This is a genomic window from Pseudomonas sp. 13159349, assembly GCF_013305685.1.
Lineage (GTDB): Bacteria > Pseudomonadota > Gammaproteobacteria > Pseudomonadales > Pseudomonadaceae > Aquipseudomonas > Aquipseudomonas asiatica.
The window spans coordinates 1,267,867-1,284,215 of record NZ_CP045553.1 but is presented as its reverse complement, the minus strand read 5'-3'; the positions used below and the strand labels follow the sequence as shown (position 1 = coordinate 1,284,215).

At 65.8% G+C, this 16,349-nt stretch carries 14 protein-coding genes; 4 read left to right on the top strand and 10 right to left on the bottom strand.

What is annotated here, in order from left to right; genetic code table 11:
* Nucleotides 1-45 precede the first annotated feature (45 nt).
* The 4 genes from GEV38_RS05955 to GEV38_RS05940 all read left to right on the top strand — a co-directional run bounded on the left by GEV38_RS05955 (nucleotide 46) and on the right by GEV38_RS05940 (nucleotide 7,571).
* Nucleotides 46-597 carry an NUDIX hydrolase gene (locus tag GEV38_RS05955; protein WP_054573203.1) on the top strand — a complete coding sequence of 184 codons (552 nt, stop codon included), beginning with the start codon at nucleotides 46-48 and terminating at the stop codon, nucleotides 595-597.
* A 22-nt stretch (nucleotides 598-619) separates the two neighbouring features.
* The gene (locus GEV38_RS05950; protein WP_013971179.1) at nucleotides 620-1,174 is read left to right on the top strand and encodes a murein L,D-transpeptidase family protein; all 555 of its coding nucleotides are present in this window, start codon (nucleotides 620-622) and stop codon (nucleotides 1,172-1,174) included.
* A 160-nt stretch (nucleotides 1,175-1,334) separates the two neighbouring features.
* Nucleotides 1,335-3,017 (top strand): ShlB/FhaC/HecB family hemolysin secretion/activation protein, encoded by a 1,683-nt coding sequence (locus tag GEV38_RS05945; protein WP_054573202.1) that lies wholly within the window; start codon nucleotides 1,335-1,337, stop codon nucleotides 3,015-3,017.
* A gap of 27 nt (nucleotides 3,018-3,044) precedes the next feature.
* Nucleotides 3,045-7,571 (top strand): hemagglutinin repeat-containing protein, encoded by a 4,527-nt coding sequence (locus GEV38_RS05940; protein ID WP_054573201.1) that lies wholly within the window; start codon nucleotides 3,045-3,047, stop codon nucleotides 7,569-7,571.
* A 247-nt stretch (nucleotides 7,572-7,818) separates the two neighbouring features.
* On the opposite strand, the gene GEV38_RS05935 is transcribed toward GEV38_RS05940, so the two are convergent.
* The 10 genes from GEV38_RS05935 to gspD form a co-directional block, all read right to left on the bottom strand.
* Entirely contained in the window at nucleotides 7,819-8,478 is a 660-nt protein-coding gene (locus GEV38_RS05935) for a general secretion pathway protein GspN (protein WP_043935376.1), read from the bottom strand.
* Nucleotides 8,475-8,861, bottom strand: a complete 387-nt coding sequence (gene gspM, locus GEV38_RS05930; RefSeq protein ID WP_015269129.1) for a type II secretion system protein GspM — start codon at nucleotides 8,859-8,861, stop codon at nucleotides 8,475-8,477. Before gspM ends, GEV38_RS05935 begins: the two co-directional genes overlap by 4 nt.
* Entirely contained in the window at nucleotides 8,858-9,934 is a 1,077-nt protein-coding gene (gene gspL, locus GEV38_RS05925) for a type II secretion system protein GspL (protein WP_015269128.1), read from the bottom strand. The genes gspM and gspL overlap by 4 nt, the downstream gene beginning before the upstream one ends.
* A complete protein-coding gene (locus GEV38_RS05920; protein WP_081013997.1) occupies nucleotides 9,931-10,602 on the bottom strand; it encodes a prepilin-type N-terminal cleavage/methylation domain-containing protein in 672 nt (223 codons plus the stop codon). Before GEV38_RS05920 ends, gspL begins: the two co-directional genes overlap by 4 nt.
* 71 nt (nucleotides 10,603-10,673) lie before the next feature.
* On the bottom strand, nucleotides 10,674-11,042 hold the full coding sequence (locus tag GEV38_RS05915; protein WP_054573199.1) for a type II secretion system protein GspI: 369 nt from the start codon (nucleotides 11,040-11,042) through the stop codon (nucleotides 10,674-10,676).
* Entirely contained in the window at nucleotides 11,039-11,476 is a 438-nt protein-coding gene (gene gspH, locus GEV38_RS05910; RefSeq protein WP_015269125.1) for a type II secretion system minor pseudopilin GspH, read from the bottom strand. Before gspH ends, GEV38_RS05915 begins: the two co-directional genes overlap by 4 nt.
* A 3-nt stretch (nucleotides 11,477-11,479) precedes the next feature.
* Nucleotides 11,480-11,914 (bottom strand): type II secretion system major pseudopilin GspG, encoded by a 435-nt coding sequence (gene gspG / locus GEV38_RS05905; RefSeq protein ID WP_013971171.1) that lies wholly within the window; start codon nucleotides 11,912-11,914, stop codon nucleotides 11,480-11,482.
* 17 nt (nucleotides 11,915-11,931) lie between these two features.
* A complete protein-coding gene (gene gspF, locus GEV38_RS05900; RefSeq protein WP_015269124.1) occupies nucleotides 11,932-13,134 on the bottom strand; it encodes a type II secretion system inner membrane protein GspF in 1,203 nt (400 codons plus the stop codon).
* Between the two features lie 3 nt (nucleotides 13,135-13,137).
* Entirely contained in the window at nucleotides 13,138-14,586 is a 1,449-nt protein-coding gene (locus tag GEV38_RS05895) for a GspE/PulE family protein (RefSeq protein WP_054573198.1), read from the bottom strand.
* Nucleotides 14,586-16,349, bottom strand: coding sequence for a type II secretion system secretin GspD (gene gspD / locus GEV38_RS05890; protein WP_173585793.1), 1,764 nt, complete (start codon nucleotides 16,347-16,349; stop codon nucleotides 14,586-14,588). The genes GEV38_RS05895 and gspD overlap by 1 nt, the downstream gene beginning before the upstream one ends.

Here is a 16,349-nt window from a genome sequence, read left to right as displayed (position 1 = left end):
GCACGGCCGGCGCGCCAAGATAGCCCGGAGCAAAAGGAACTACACATGAAATTCTGCAGCGCGTGCGGCCAGCCGGTCACTCAGCGGATCCCCGAGGGCGACAGCCGCCTGCGGTATGTCTGCGAGGTTTGCCAGACCATCCACTACCAGAACCCCAACATCATCGCCGGCGTGTTGCCGACCTGGGGCAGCCAGGTGCTGCTGTGCCGGCGCGCCATCGAGCCACGCCGCGGCTTCTGGACCCTGCCCGCCGGTTTCATGGAAAACGGCGAAACCCTGGACCAGGCCGCCCGTCGCGAAACCGTCGAGGAGGCCTGCGCCCGGGTCGGCAGCATGAGCCTGTACCAGCTGTTCGACCTGCCACACATCAACCAGGTGCACGTGTTCTTCCGCGCCGAGCTTGCGGACCTTGATTTCGCTGTCGGTGTCGAAAGCCTGGAGGTGCGGCTGTTCGAGGAACATGAGATTCCGTGGGGCGAGCTGGCTTTCCGCACCGTCACTCGCACACTAGAATGCTACTATCGCGATCGCATCAGGCAGCACTACCCCATAGGCCATGAATACCTGCCGCCGATGAACGTCTCGCCCACCACCTAGAAGCCTTCAGGGATACCGTTACATGCGCTGGTTGCTTGCCCTTTTCTGCCTTTGCGTTACCTCGGTGTCCCAGGCGGCCTTCACCGAGACCATCATCCGCAAGCCCCAGCCGGCAGTGCAAACCCCGTCGCCTTCGCAGCAGGCCATGCAACCGCTGATCGACAAGGTGCTGGTGATCAAGTCCGAGCGCCGTCTGCAACTGATCAGCCGTGGCGAACCGCTGAAAACCTACCGCATCTCGCTGGGCAAGCAGCCAAAAGGCGCCAAGGAGCGCGAAGGCGACAAGAAAACCCCCGAGGGCCTTTACTGGCTGGACTGGCGCAAGCAAAGCGACCGTTTCAACCTGGCCATACACATCAACTACCCGAACATCAACGATGCGGCCCGTGCCACTCGTGAAGGGGTGAGTGCCGGCAGCATGATCATGATCCATGGCACGCCGATCAACGACGAGTATCCGGAGTGGTACTTCCATACCCTGGACTGGACAGATGGGTGTATTGCCATGCGTAACCGCGACATGCAGGAAGTGTGGGACCTGGTGCGGGATGGCACGTTGATCGAAATTCGGCCCTGATAGCGGGCCTTTCAACTGATGCTGTAGGAAGCTTCCCACCATCAGGCAAGAACGCGCCCTACAAGCGCTTAGGCCGGGTACTGCATCCAGGCGAACCCCTTAATTTTTAGCATCCACGCAGACGAGTACGAAATCCGTACATCATTTGCGGGGTGCTTCAATGCCGTTCCACATTCATCGCGCCACCTGCTGGGCGCTCACCTGCTGCCTGTCAGGTTTGCTGGCCGCACCACAGGCGTTGGCCGACGACCCGGCCAGCCAGCAACTGCGCGATCAGCAGCGCGGGCTGCGACAGCTGGAACAGCAACAGCGGCTGGAACGCTGGCAGCGCCAGCCCGCCCCTGCCGAAAGCCACGACGCCACCGCCCCCCTCCCCCACGACCAACACTGCTGGGCCATCACCGGCGTACGCGTGGCCGGCAACCGCGAGCTTTCCGACTCGGCGCTAACGCCAACCCTCCGCAGGTTCATTACCCCGTGCATGGGTATCGCGGAAATCAACGGGCTGCTGAAAGCCATCACCCAGCGCTATGTGCAAGCCGGATACCCGACCAGCCGGCCCTACCTGCAGCAACCTCCACAAGACGGCGCACCGCTGAACCTGGTCATCGTCGAGGGGTTCGTCGAGTCCATCGAAATGGCCGGCCCCGAGTTGCCCCTGTCCCTCCCCGGCGCCTTTCCCGGCCTGCTCGGGCAGCCACTGTTCCTGCCAGCCCTGGAGCAAGGCCTCGACCAGCTCAACCGGCTGCGCGCTTATGACCTGTCCGCAGAGTTGCTGCCCGGCGAACTGCAGGGCGGCACCCGGGTTGTCGTGCAGCCGCGCAAGGTGGCCTCGCGCGGGCACCTGGACAGCCGCTTCGACAACCGCGGCAGCGACCTGACCGGGCGTCATCGCCTGAACCTCGGCTTCGGCCTGGACAGCCCACTGGGCCTCAATGATGACCTGCGCCTGTCACTGAACGGCACGGTGCTCGATGCGCCCGGGCAAAGCCAAGGCATCTCGCTGTACTACAGCATCCCCTACGGCGCCTGGACCTTCGCGCTCAGCGCCAGCGAGCTGCGCTACGAGGCGCCGCTCCCCCACAGCCGCCAGGTAGCCGACGGCAGCAGCAGCTACCAGGGCCTGAGCGTCGAGCGGGTGCTGTGGCGCAACCAACAAGGCATGCTCAGCGCCAGCGCCCGGCTGGACCGCAAGCAGATGGTCAACCGCAGCGCGGGCGCGGTGATCGTCCAGCAGAGCCCCACCCTGGTCTCCTTGGAAGCGGGTATCAACCTGCTGTGGCTCCAGGGCGGCCTGTGGAATGGCTACCTCGGTGTCGCCCAGGGCATCGATGCCTTCGGCGCCGACCGCTCACCGCTGGGAGCGGAACGCCTGCGCCCGGATTTTCGCAAGTACCGAGCCAACCTGCTGCACCTGCGCCAAGGCCCGGCCAGCCACCCATGGCGCTGGCAGAGCGAACTGGCTCTGCAGTACAGCAGTGACCCGCTACCCGCCGTCGAGCAGTTGCTGGCCAGCGACGATTCGGCCGTGCGCGGGTTTCGCCTGCGTACCTACTCAGGTGCCAGCAGCGCCGTCTGGCGCAACACCGTCAGTCAGCCGCTGCCGGAGCGCTGGACGGCTCCCCTGCAGGTACGCCCCTACATCGGCCTGGACCTGGGCTGGACCCGCACTGCCGAAGGCAAGCCTTCACAACGCCTCGCCGGGGCCACTGCCGGGGCCGAACTGAGCCTGCCCGGCAGCCACCTGCGCCTGGGCTACCAACGGGCGCTGTATGCCAGCGACCTGCCCCGCCCGCTGCTGGAACCCGGCTTCTGGGTAGTGGAACTGGCCCTGACCATCTGAATCACCCACAACAAAGAGAACGAGAACATGCAAACACTCTCGCAGTCACCGTATTCCCGCCCGGATATCTTGCGCTGGGCCATCTTCCTCGGCCTGCTCGGGCCCGGCGCCGCACTGGCCCAGGGCGGCCTGGCAGCAACCAGCGGCCCCGGCGGTACACCGGTCATCAACGACGGCCACGGCGTCCCGGTCATCGATATTGTCGCGCCAAACGCCAACGGGCTGTCACACAACCAGTTCCTCGACTACAACGTCGACCGTTCAGGGCTGGTGCTGAACAATGCCACCCAGGCCGGGCAGTCGGAACTGGCCGGTGCCCTGGCGGCCAACCCGCAATTTCAGGGCCAGGCCGCCTCGACCATCCTCAACGAGGTGGTCAGCCGCAACGCCTCGCTGATCGAAGGGCCACAGGAAATCTTTGGCCGCCCAGCCGACTACATCCTGGCCAACCCCAATGGCATCACCCTCAACGGCGGCAGTTTCATCAACACCACGCGCGCCGGCTTCGTGGTGGGTACCCCCGAGTTCGAGGGCCAGCAACTGAAGTATCTCGACACGCTGAACGCCAGCGGTACCCTGCAAGTGCTCGAGGGCGGCCAGCGAAACCCCAACGGCGCCCTCGAGCTGATTGCCCCGCGCGTGGACAGCAAAGGGCTGCTGATGGCGCGCAACTCCATCGATATCACAGTGGGTCGCAACCGTATCGACAGCAGCAGCGGCGAAATTGTCGAGCACCTGCCCGGTACCCCTTCCAGCATCGATGCCAGCCTGTTCGGTGCCATGCGCGCCGGGCGCATTCGCGTGGTGAGCACCGCAGAAGGTGCTGGTGTGCGTGTGGGGGCATCGCAACTGCTTGGCATCGACGGGGTCGACATCCAGTCGGCCGGCGCCCTGCAGGTCAGCGGCAAGGCCGACAGCCCCGTCGAACTGCACAGCGAACAGGGCGATCTGCGGCTGACCGCTGCCGATGACCTGACACTCGAAACCGTCGATGGGCAGGCTCGGCGAATCGAGGCCAAGGCGGGCAAGAAGCTCACGCTGGATGCCACAACCCGCGAGAACATCGAGCGCGACAGCGACAGCTGGAACAAGAAGTTCCTGTTCGTCACCCGCGAAACCTACAACCGCGAAACTACCACCACCCAGCAGCAGCAACAGGGCAGCCGCTTGCAAGGCAAGGACAGCGTGCTGCTGCAATCCGCTGACGACATGCGCCTGGTGGCTGCCAAGGTGGATGCTGGCAATGAGCTGACCCTCGACAGCGGCGCCAACCTGGCCATCGCTGCCGGCATCGACAGCCAACACACCGAAGAGCAGGTTCGCCACCGCAAGGACTTGTGGCGCGGTGACAGTGATACCGACCAGTACAAGGAAACCGCACAAGGCAGTGCGCTCCAGGCCCAGCGCATGACGCTCAAGGCCAAGAATACTGTCGATGTGAAGGGGAGCAGCCTGCACAGCCGCGGCGACATGGCGATAGAAGCCAAGGAGGCAAACATCGCTACCACCGCCCTGCAGCAGCGCGGTACCCGGCGCGACTATCGCGGCGACCTGGTATCCGGCACCTTCTTTGGCGACCGCAAGGGTAACGACAGCGAAGGCCAGGCCGTTGCCGGCAGCAGTGTCACGGCGGATGGCAAGCTTACCGTGACAGCTGACCAGGTAGCCATCAAGGGCAGTACCGTATTCGGCAAGGAGGACTCGGTGCTCTACAGCACAAAAGGTGCACTGGCCATCGAAGCCGACCATGGTCGAACCACCTCTACCGACCGTACCAGCGACAGCAAGCTGTTCGGCCTGATTGGCAGCGACCGCGAGAACACCGAGCGTACGCAACAGGTGCTTACCAGCGACGTCAGCTCGGCCACCAATCTGCGCCTGGCCAGCGCCGAGGAAATGCGCATCCAGGGGGCCAAGATCGTAGCGGGTGAGCACCTGCAGGTAGAGGCCAAGGGCGACCTGCTGATTACCAGCGCGCAAGCGGTTGACGAGCGCGAAACCCGTAACCAGCAACGTGGTTTCACTACCAGCGCCAAGCAGACCCAGGAGGCCGAGGATGGCAAGCCCGAGTCCCGCCAGTATTCGGCCGGCATTGCCTATGACGTTGCCACCACCAGCAGCAGGCAGCGCACCACCAGCCAGGTCGCCAGTGAGCTCGAGGGCGCCTCGGTGAGCCTTGGCAGCAGGGCCCACCTGCAAGTCAACGGTTCCACGGTGAAAGCCGCCGCAGGCGACCTTGATGTGCAGGCCCAAAAGGTGACCCTGGGGGCAACCCGCAATGACCACGACACCACCACCAGCACCACCCAGAGTGGCGGCGGCTTGACGGTGACCGGCGGCATCGATCGGCTGGGCAGCTTGTTCGAAGGCCATCACAACCGCCAGGTGCAGACTGAACGCGACAGCAAGGCGCAACGCAGCACATTGCAGGCCAGCGGCGACCTGAAGCTCAAAGGCGATGAACTGGTCACCGAGGCCGCACGCGTCAAGGCTGGCAACACTCTGCAGGTAACGGCCAAACGCATCGACAACCGCGCGATGCAGGATATCGAGGAACGTGAACAAAGCCGTGACGACTGGTCGGGCAGCCTCGGCGCCAGTGTCGAGTATCGCGACCTTACCCGCCCCATCGAACGCCTGGTGCTGGGCGAAGAAGCCGCACGCTTCCAGCAAGCCTCCCCCGAAGACGCCATGGCGCCACCCAGCGTTGGCGCCGACATGACCGTGGAGCACATCAAGCGCCTGGAAAACCAGCGCCGCGGCTTTGCCCAGGTGAGCGAGTTGTCCGGGGCCAAGGTCGAAGTCAAGGCCGACAACATCACCGACCAGGGCACCGCCTGGCGCGCCAACGCCGGCAAGCTGAAGATCGAGGCCCGACAACACCAGATGCAGGCTGCCGAGAACACCCAGGAAAATACCGTGCAACGCCTGGCCTACGGCGGCGATGTTCGCCTGGACACCAGCACCGGCGAAGACCTCAATGTACGCGCTGCCGGCAAAGGCGGCTCGCTGGACAAAAAGGACAGCGCCAGCAGCGCCGTACCCGGCAGCCTGTATGGGCAACAGGGCATCCAGGTGCAACTGGGCAGCTCAGGGCATTATGAAGGGACGCGCATCGATGGCGGTGAAGGCAGCGTGGTCATGAGCAGTGCCGGTTCGCTGACATTGCCCCAGGCAACCGACCAGGTCGAACAGCAGTCACGCCAGCTCGACGGCAATGCCTGGGCCAAGGTCGGCAACCGCCCGGGCAGCACCGGCGTCGATGGCCGGGGCTACCTCGACCATGGCCAGAACCAGAGCACACAGCGCAAGGCCCAGGTGGCGCAGATCGACGCCAAGGGCCAGGTACAGCTGAGCAGTGGCGGCGACCTGTTGCTCGAAGGCACCCGCATTGGCAGCCGTGAGGCCAAGACTGGCGACATACAACTGCAAAGCGGCGGCCGGCTACAGGTCAAGGCAGCCAGCGATACCCAGAACGCTACCGGCGCCAAGTTGGGCGGGGGCGTGGAGCTGGCGGTCAAGGCTGGCAACACCAAGGGCGGCGCCATCGGCGGCCACTTCAGCCACGGCAAGCAGGACGAAGCGGCACGCCAGGCGGTGAATGCCCTGTTCGCAAGCAACGGCACAGTGACCCTGGGCAGCAGCGCCCGCGAGAATGTCGCCCTGCACCTTGAGGGCCTGCAGGCTTCGGCCGAACAAATAACCCTCGACGCATCGAATGGGGGCATGCTGGTGGAAGCGTCATCCAGCCAGGAGCGACGTGACAACCTCGACATCACCGCCGGTGCCGGCTTCGACATGGCCAAGGGCGCGCTCGATACTCGCGGCCTGCATGGCCGCGTCAAAGTGGAGCTCGACAAGCGCGACAACCTCACCTGGAATGCCAGCGACCTGCGCGCCGAGCGCATCGACTTGCAAAGCCGCGGCGATACCCGCCTCGAAGGCGCCAACGTGGAGGCTGGGCATATCAAGGGAATGATCGATGGCGACCTGCGTATCGCCAGCCGCAAGGACAGCGTCGATACCCTGAGCGTGAAAGGTGATGCCCGCCTGAGCCAGGAGAAAAACCCGCGGGGCTACGTCAACGCGGCCACTTCGGTGGCAGGGCCGCTGGGGAGCAAGGTGAATGAAAAAGCTGGCTCCGCCCTGAGCAAGGCAGACCCGGGGCTCTCGCCCACTTTCAGCCTCGACGTGTCGCACGCGCAGCGCGACAGCGTAGGCCAGCAGGCCACGCTCAAAGGTAGCGACGGCATCGACCTGCAGGTTGGTGGCAACGCTCACCTGGTGGGGGCACGCTTGCAGTCGGCCAAAGGCGATGTGGTACTCGACGCCAACTCGGTTAGCCGGGAAACACTGAGCGGTAACGACTATCGCCGGGATGTGTCGATCGATGCGTCCAACTCACCGGTGGACCTGGGCACGGCGGTGGCCGAGCTGGCCAAGGGCAAGGGTGCGGCGGATGGGGAAAATGCACTGGACCTTGGGTTGTTGAGGACCAGTGGGCACAATCGCAGTGAGCAGTGGGCTTCGAGTGTGCAGGGCAAGAAAAACTGAGGCAGGCGCCGCGCTGGAGGGCACGGGCTTCGCCCGTGTTCGCGGATAAACCCGCTCTCATGGAACTCATTGGTTCAGTGAGTTTTTATAGGAGCAGCCTTGTGCTGCGAAGAGGTTGGTACTGACAAAGCCTGATTATTGCTCGTACCGGCCTCTTCGCAGCACAAGGCTGCTCCTACAAAGGACGGGTCAGAGTCGATTGGATAAGTTGTAGGAGCCGAGCCAGCTTGCCGGCGATAACACCTGTCTACCAGCGCAAATCCCGCTGCCCTGCCAGCGCCTGCGGCCCAAGCCACTGCACGCCACGCAGCAAAGGCGTCAGCGCCGCTTCTGGCTGCAACTCCACCACCACTTGCGCCCGTCGCGCTGGCAGGTCAGCATCCACGGCCAACAGATGCTGCCCCGGCTGCGCCAACTGCCCGCGCAGGTGCCAGCCGCTGCGGCAGTCCATTTCCAGCCAGCCCTGCCCCAGGCCCAGTGACCAGGGCTCGCTCAAGGCAAGGTCGGTTACCGCGATGCGGCCTTCGCTGGCACGGCATTGCCGCCCTGCTCCCTGCACCCGCAACGCGCCTTGCCACTGGCCGGCCAAGCGGAAATCCGTCGTCACCGTCGCCTGGGCGCCCATGGCCGTCGCCCCCAACCGCCAGCGCCATGGCCAGCCTTCGGCGCGCAACTGCCAGGCCTGGCCCTGGAAGCCCAGCTGTGCATCCGCCTGCAAGCGCCAGGGCTGCACCGCCCAACGCAATGGCCCGACCGGCCCCAGTTGCTGCGCCTGGCCTTGCCACAGGCTGCCGCTGACCTCACGCGCTGGCAGGCCTATCCCGCGCACCACCCAGCTGGCCGGCAGTTCCACCAGCAATGTCACGGTGAATACCAACAGCACCCACGCCACACTTCTTCGGCTCATGGCCGCACCACCAGGTCGAAGCGCAATCTCTTTTCATGCTGTTCCAGCCCCCACTGCAATGGCTGTACGCCTTCTGCACGCAGGGTCTGCAACCAGCCTTGCAGCACTCGCTCGTCGGCCACCTGCCCACGCAGTTGCCAGGTCTTGCCCTGCGCATCGACCTCGGCCAGTTCGATCTGCCGCGCCTGGGCCGACTGGTGTAGCCGCTCCAGGCTCAACCCCGGGCCGCCTTGAAGGCTGGCGGCCTGTTCGGCCAGCCCGCGCCACTGGCTGAGCTCGCGCCATTGCGCAAGGCCTGCGCGCAGGGCCAGGAAAGCCAGCAAAACAGCAATCAGTAGCCAGGCGAACTTCAAACGGTGACGCTGTATCCAGTTCCGGTTCATGAGGCGGCTCCCAGGTCGAACATCACTTGGCCGTCCTGCACCTGAACGGAGGCCCCGGCAGCTGTCGCCATGTCGCTCCATGGCGGCGTACTGCCGTCACCCTCCAGCCGCAGGTGCCAACGCTGGCCGTCGAAACGTACCGCTTGCAAGTGCCAGCCGGGATGGTCACGCAGCCATGTCTGCAGCGCCGCCTGCAAGTCTTCAAGCTGTCGTGTACGCAGTTGCTGTTGTAGTTCACTTTCGCGCAGGCGCTTGAGGGCCTGCGCGGCGTGCCGGGGGCTGGCCTGCTCACCGGTCACGGCGATGACCTGGCTGCGCCAGAGTTGCGCCTGGGCCCACTGCTTGTTCAACCACAGCCCGCCCCAGACGGCAGCCAGTACCAGGCAGGCCGCGAGCAGCCGTTGCTGTGGCCGGGAAACCACCGGCAGCGAACGCACCTTGCGGGTACGCTCGAACAGGCCTGGCAATAAATCGAGCGGTGCCAGCGTACTGGGCCAGTCTCCGCTCAGCGAAACCTTTTGCAGCTCCGCCCACGGCTGCCGTGGCACCTCGCCCAGTGCATCCGGCCAGGCCAGCCAGTGCTCCTGCCTGTCTTCGGCCAGCCCTTTGTACAAATACATGCCGGGTGTGCGCTGCCATTGCCAGGCATTTCCCGCCTCGGGGGGCGGCAGCAGCTGTAGTTCTGCCCAGCAACGTGCCACCTGCAAGCCCCATTCGGCGCACTGCCCGCGCCAGTCCTCCAGTTGCTGACGAGCCACTACCAGTAACCGAAGATGGCCGGGCTCGCGGGCCAGGCAGGCGCATGTCACCTCGTCGACTGCCTGCAGCAAGCGGTCTTCGAGCAACAGCGGCCATTCTTCACGCTTGAGCCCCGGCGGTGCCGGCACGCGGAAGTAGCTGCAGGTCTCGGCAGGCAGGATCAACGCCACACGGGCTTGCAGGTTCGCCGGGGGCTCGCCCTGCCCATGGCGTTGCACAAGGCCGCCCTCGGCCAGCGCCCAGTGCCAGACAACGCCCGGTCGCAGCAACAGCCACGACTGGGCCGGGCTGCGCCGCCGCCATTCAAACTTCATGAGCGCCCCCACGGGAGGGCGAAAGTGCAGACATAGGGTGCTCCGTCACGCTGCAGTTCCAGACGCACGCCACGGCCGGGGTGCGTAGGTTGGTCGGAAGGCCAGGCCAGCCAGCGGCCGCCCTGGTAATAAAGAACATTCATGGCGCTGACCCGGTCGAGCCGCTCGCGCTGGACCCAGCGTGGGGCGGCGGCGGCATAGAGATCGGCCGAGCTTTCCAGCAGCAGGCGCTGCTCACGCGCCTCGAAGCGCAGGCGCTGGCGCTGCAGGCGCGAGCCGCCTTCGGCTTCCGGCATGCCGGTGATGGCGACCCAGAGCAACTGGTTGCTTGCCGGTTGCCAGTCCAGCCAGCGCCTGGCCAAGGGCAGGCGCTGGTCGTAGACACGGCGCATTACCGGGCTGTCGAAGCGACGCTCCAGGGCCAGGCAGAAATCCAATACCGAGGTTTCCTGGTTGGTGACCTGCAGGCGTTCGCGAACCTTGAGCCAGCCGTTGACCAGGGCGGCGAGCATGATGCCGAGCACGGCGGTAAGTGCCAGGGCTACCATCAGCTCGATCAGGGTAAGGCCGGCCTGGCGGTGCCTCGTGGGTAGACATCTGCGCGGGGGGGGGAACTGGGCATCTGTGGGAGCGGGTTCACCCGCGAACACCGGCGAAGCCGGTGCCATGCACCGCGGTGCCTGCTTCGCGGGTAAACCCGCTCCTACAGGGACCGCGCACGCTTCACGATCTCTGTAACTCATGGCCGCTCCAGAAACACGGTGTACTGGCCTAGCGGCAGGCGCTGGTCGCGGTCGGCGAACAACAGCAGCTCGCCACGGCGCAGGTCGCGTACGCCGGTGCGGCGCAGTTGCAGTTGCCAGTGGCAGCGCTGGCCGCCCTGGCTCAGTTCACCGCCAACCTGGTTTTCAGTTGGCCAGTACTGCTCGACGGCAAAGCGGGTTTGCAGTTCTCGCGCGCATAGCAGGCCAAGGCGGTGTTGCTGCAGGTTGTCCTGCACCGCCAGGCGCTGGCGCAAAACCTGGCTGGTGATCACCGCCAGCACCGCGGCAATCGCCAGGGCCACGGTTACCTCCAGCAGGGTGAAGCCACGCTGATGCCGCTTCATGGGGCGACCACCACCTGCATGCGGCCATCGCGGCTCCAGGCCCATTGCTGGCTGCCATCGGCCCAACGCCAGCGCACCTTGCCTGGTTGCGCCCAGCCATGTGGGGTGAACAACAGGCGCGGCTGCGGGCTGGCCGGCCAGTCCGGGCGCAGCCCCTTGGGCCAGTCACCAAGGGCGACTGCCTCGACCACCCAGCCATTACCCTCGCGCCGGACGAACTCCGGACGCTGGCCATTCCAGCGCAGCCCGCGCAGCTGCCCGGCATGCCGGGCCAGCGCGGCCTGCGACCGGGCCTCGCTCGCCAGCCGTTGCAGCGCCTGGTCGACACTGGCCTGGCTGTTGCCGAACCCGGCCACCGCCAATCCGGTCATCAGCCCGGCGATAGCCAGCACCACCAGCAATTCGATCAGGCTGAAGCCCCGCTGACGACGCACCCGTTACAGTTCCCAGTTACCCAGGTCGGCATCCTGGCCTTCGCCGCCCGGCAGCCCGTCGGCACCCAGCGAGTACACGTCGACCCGGCCATGTTCGCCGGGCATGCGGTACTGGTAAGGGGTGCCCCATGGGTCTTCCGGCAGGCGGCGCACGTAGCCGTCGCTGCGCCAGGCCCGTGGCAGCGGCTCCTGGGCCGGCTTTTTCACCAGCGCGGCCAGGCCCTGCTCGCTACTGGGGAAGCGCAGGTTGTCCAGGCGGTACATGTCCAGCGCTTGCTCCAGGGTGGCCAGGTCGGCCATCACCTTCTGCTTCATGGCCTTGTCCTGGTTGCCCAGCACGCTGGGCGCGACCACGGCGATGAGCAGGCCGATGATGAAGATCACCACCATGATTTCCATGAGGGTGAAACCGCGCTGGCGGTTACGTCGATGCTGCATGGCAGTACTCCTTGTCGTCACAGTTGCAGGCCCTGGTTGAGTTGCATGATCGGCAACAGCACCGCCAGCACGATGAACAGCACCACGGCGCCCATCACCAGGATCATCAGGGGTTCGAACAGCGCCATGGCGGTATCGACCTGGCGGGCGAAGCCGCGCTCCTGGTCATCGGCCACGCGCTCGAGCATGTCGGCCAGGGTGCCGCTGGCCTCGCCGCTGCCGACCATGTTCACCAGCAGCGGCGGGAACTGCTGGCAGGCATCCAGCGCGCGATGCAGGCTGGTGCCGCCCTGAACTTGCTGGCGCACCTGCTCCATGGCCAGGCGGATACGGCGGTTGCCGACGGTTTCGGTGGCCACTTGCAGGGCTTCGAGCAGGGCCACGCCACTGCCGCTGAGGATTGCCAGGCTGCGTGCCAGGCGCGCGCTTTCCAGCACCTGCAGCAGGTTGCCTATATGTGGCAGGCGTAGCAGCAGCTGGTCACGGCGCAGGCACCAGTGCGGCTTGCGCAGCAACCAGCCGCCGAGCGCGCCAAGCAACAGGGCCAGCGCCAAAAGCCAGGGCCCGGCCTGCACCAGCCCTTGGCTCAGGCCGATCAGCAACGAGGTAATGAGCGGCAGGCTTTGCCCGGCATGGGCGAACTGTTCGGTGAGCTTGGGTACGACGAAGGTCATCAGGCCTACCACCACGGCAAGCGACACCCCCATCAACACGGTGGGGTAGATCAGCGCGGTACGTGCCTTGTGCTGCTGTCGTTGAACCTGCTCCAGGTGGTCAGCGAGGCGGGTCAGCACCTGGGCCAGGCGACCGGACCGCTCGCCGGCCTCGACCAGCGCGCAGTACAGGCCGGTAAACGGTGCCCCCTGACGTGCCAGGCTGCGAGCCAGGCCCAGGCCTTCGGCCAACGAGCCGCGCAAGGCCACCAGCACACTGTGCAAGGCGGGCTGGCGCAGTTGCCGTTCCAGGGTAGCCAGGGCGTCGACCAGAGGGATACCGGCACCGGTCAGGGTGGCCAGCTGACGAGTCAGTTCGCATAGCTGGGCGCGGCTCAGGCGCTGGCGCCGGGGTTGCCGGGTGCCGGCTTCGTGACGCTGCAAGCGGCGGGCGAACAGGCCCTGCTCACGCAACAACTGGCGGGCATGACGTTCGCTGTCGGCCTGCAAGCTGGCCTTGTGGGTCTTGCCGGCGAGGTCGACGGCCTGGTAGCGATAGGTCGGCATGGCTCAGCCCTGCACCACGCGTAGTACTTCGGCCAGGCTGGTCTCGCCACGGGCCAGGCAGTCACTGGCCATCGCCACCAGGCTCTGCCGGCGCTCGGCCAGGTAGTCCTGCATGGCCAGTTCGCTGGCGCCGTCGTACAACAGGCCGATCAGCCCGGCATCCAGCTCGATGAATTCATACAGGCCCAGGCGCCCGACATACCCGCTGCCCTGGCACTGCTCGCAGCCCACCGCGTGGTAGCTGCTGCCCAGCGCCGCCAGCTCGGGCCACAGGTCGCGTTCCGCCGGCTGCAGCGGGTGCGCCACGGCGCAACTGCACAAGCGCCGCACCAGGCGCTGGGCCAGTACGCCGCGCAGGCACGAGGCAATCAGGAACGGTTCGATGCCCATGTCGCGCAGGCGGGTCACCGCACCCACCGCACTGTTGGTGTGCAGCGTGGACAACACCAGGTGGCCGGTGAGGCTGGCCTGCACGGCGATCTGCGCGGTCTCCTGGTCACGGATTTCGCCGAGCATGATCACGTCCGGGTCCTGGCGCAGGATGGCGCGCAGGCCGCTGGCAAAGGTCAGCCCGGCACGCGGGTTGATGGCAGTCTGGCCGATGCCGGCGATAGCGTATTCCACCGGGTCCTCGACCGTGAGGATGTTGCGGCTGCCGTCGTTGAGGCTGTTGAGGCTGGCATACAGGGTCGTGGTCTTGCCCGAACCGGTCGGCCCCGTGGACAGCACGATGCCGTTGGGCCGTGCCAGGCAACTGCGCAGGCCCTGCAACACCGCCGCCGGCATGCCCAGGTTGCCCAGCGCCAGCAGGTTGGCCTGCTTGTCGAGCACGCGCATCACCACCCGTTCGCCGTGGATGCCGGGCAGGGTCGAGACCCGCACATCCACTTCGCGCCCCGCCGCACGCAGGGTGATACGGCCATCCTGGGGCTGGCGCTTTTCGGCGATGTCCAGACGGGCCATGACCTTGATCCGCGACACCAGCATGGCCGACAACGCACGCGGTGGGCGCAACACTTCGCGCAGGTGGCCATCGACACGCAAGCGCACCACCAGGCTCTGCTCGAAGGTTTCTATGTGAATGTCCGAGGCACGCAGGCGCAGGGCCTGGCCGAACAGGCCGTTGATCAGGCGGATTACCGGGGCTTCGTCGTCGCTTTCCAGCAGGTCCTCGATGCGCGGCATTTCGCTCATCAGGCTGTCCAGGTCGACCTGGTCGCCGATGCCTTCGATCAGCGCCTCGGTGGCGGCATCGCCGGCCTGGTACAGCTGGCCGAGGCGTTCGTCGAACAGTGCAGGCTCCAGGTATTCGAGCAGGCTGGGCTGGCCGTGCACGCGCAGCAGCTCTTGCAATTGGGCGCTGTCGGCGTCGTGCCGCAACCATAGCTGCCAGCCCTGCTCCGCAGGGGCCATGGCCACCCCGCTCTGCCGTGCCTGGCGATAAGGCAGCATCACCAGTCACCGCCTTCCAGCCGTGCGCGGCTGGAGGGGAACACCTGCAACAGCGGCGTAGCGTTTTGCGCATCCGCCAGGTCGGGCAACTGCAGCGGCGTGGTCTGCTGCAAGGTGCGGTACTTGTCTTCGCTGAGCCCGGCCAGGCTCGGCCCGTCACGCAGGATGCGCGGGCGGATGAACACCATCAGGTTCTGCTTGGTGTTCTTCGTGGCGTCGGAGCGGAACAGCCGGCCCAGGTAAGGGATATCGCCAAGCAGCGGCACACGCTGGTCGCTGGTGCTCAGTTCGTCGCTGATCAGGCCGCCGAGGATCACCAGGCCGTTGTCCTCGACCATGACCTTGGTCTTGATCTCGCGCTTGTTGGTGATCACGTCGCTGGCAGCCGTGGTGTCGGCAATCGACGACACTTCCTGGACGATGTCCAGGCGCACGCTGTTGTCGATGTTGATCTGCGGCTTGATGCGCAGCTTCACCCCGACTTCCTTGCGCTCGATGGTCTGGTACGGGTTGGCGTTGTTCTGCGTCACCGATCCGGTGACGAAGGGCACTTCCTGGCCGACCAGGATCGACGCCTCGGCGTTGTCCAGGGTCAGCAGGGTGGGCGTGGACAGCAGGTTGAAGCCGCTCTTGCCCTTCAGCGCGTTGACCAGCATGGCGAAGTTGAAGCCGCCGCCGAAATGGCCGATACCCGCCATGGCGCCGGTGGTGCTGGACAGCAAATCGCCAAGGGCCTCGTTGTCGCCGCTGGCAGCGGCCCCTGCGATGCTGGCGATGTTTACCCCGTTGCTACCGAAGTTGACGATGCCGGCACCGAACTTCTCGTCAGCGAACAGCCACTGCACGCCCAGCTCCTGGGCGCTGCTGTCGGACACCTCGGCGATGATCGCTTCCACCACTACCTGGGCACGGCGGATGTCCAGCTGCTCGACGATGGCGCGGTAAGCGGCCAGCTCGCTGTCGGGGCCGACCATGACCACGGCGTTGGTGCCTTCTTCGTATTCCAGGCGGATGCCCGCCCCCCCGGCGACAGGCACTACGGGCCTTTCCTTGCCCTCTGCTTCGCCCGCACCTTCAGAGGGCGCCATGCCTTCCTGGCTGAGCCCACGCAACACCTTGACCACTTCGCCAGCATTGGCATGGCGCAGGTAGATGACCTGGGTACTGCCACTGCCTGGTGCGTCCTGGGGGCGGTCAAGCTGGCGCAGCAAGCTGGCGATACGTTCCAGGTTGCTGCGCCAGTCGGTAACTACCAACTGGTGCGCCGCCGGATAAGGTGTGATCACACCGACCCGTGGGTCGATCAGGGGCTTGAGAATGCCCAGCACCTGCTCGCTGGCGGCGTTACGCACATTGAATACCCGCGTAGCCACACTGTCGCTGCCTTCCCCCTGCTGCCCTCCCGCCTCCACCGGCACAGGCTCCAGGCGAGCGGCCTGGTCGGGAACGATCTTCACGCTGCCATTGGGCAGGTCGACAGTGGCGTAGCCCTGGGCGCGCAGCTGGGCCAGAAAGATGTCGTAGATGGCATCGGCGTCGTGCAGGTCGACGGTGCGCACGGTGACCTTGCCCTTGACCCGGGGGTCGACGATGAAGGTGGTGCCGGTGATGCGCGACACGCTGTCGATGAACTCGCCCAGTTCGGTGTCGACGAAGTTCACCTCGTACATCGGCGTACCGTTGTCGTCGAACACCGGCTCTTCAGCACAGGCCATGGACAGGGCCAGGCTCAGTGCGGCCGCCACGCAATATCTAACAGGCAT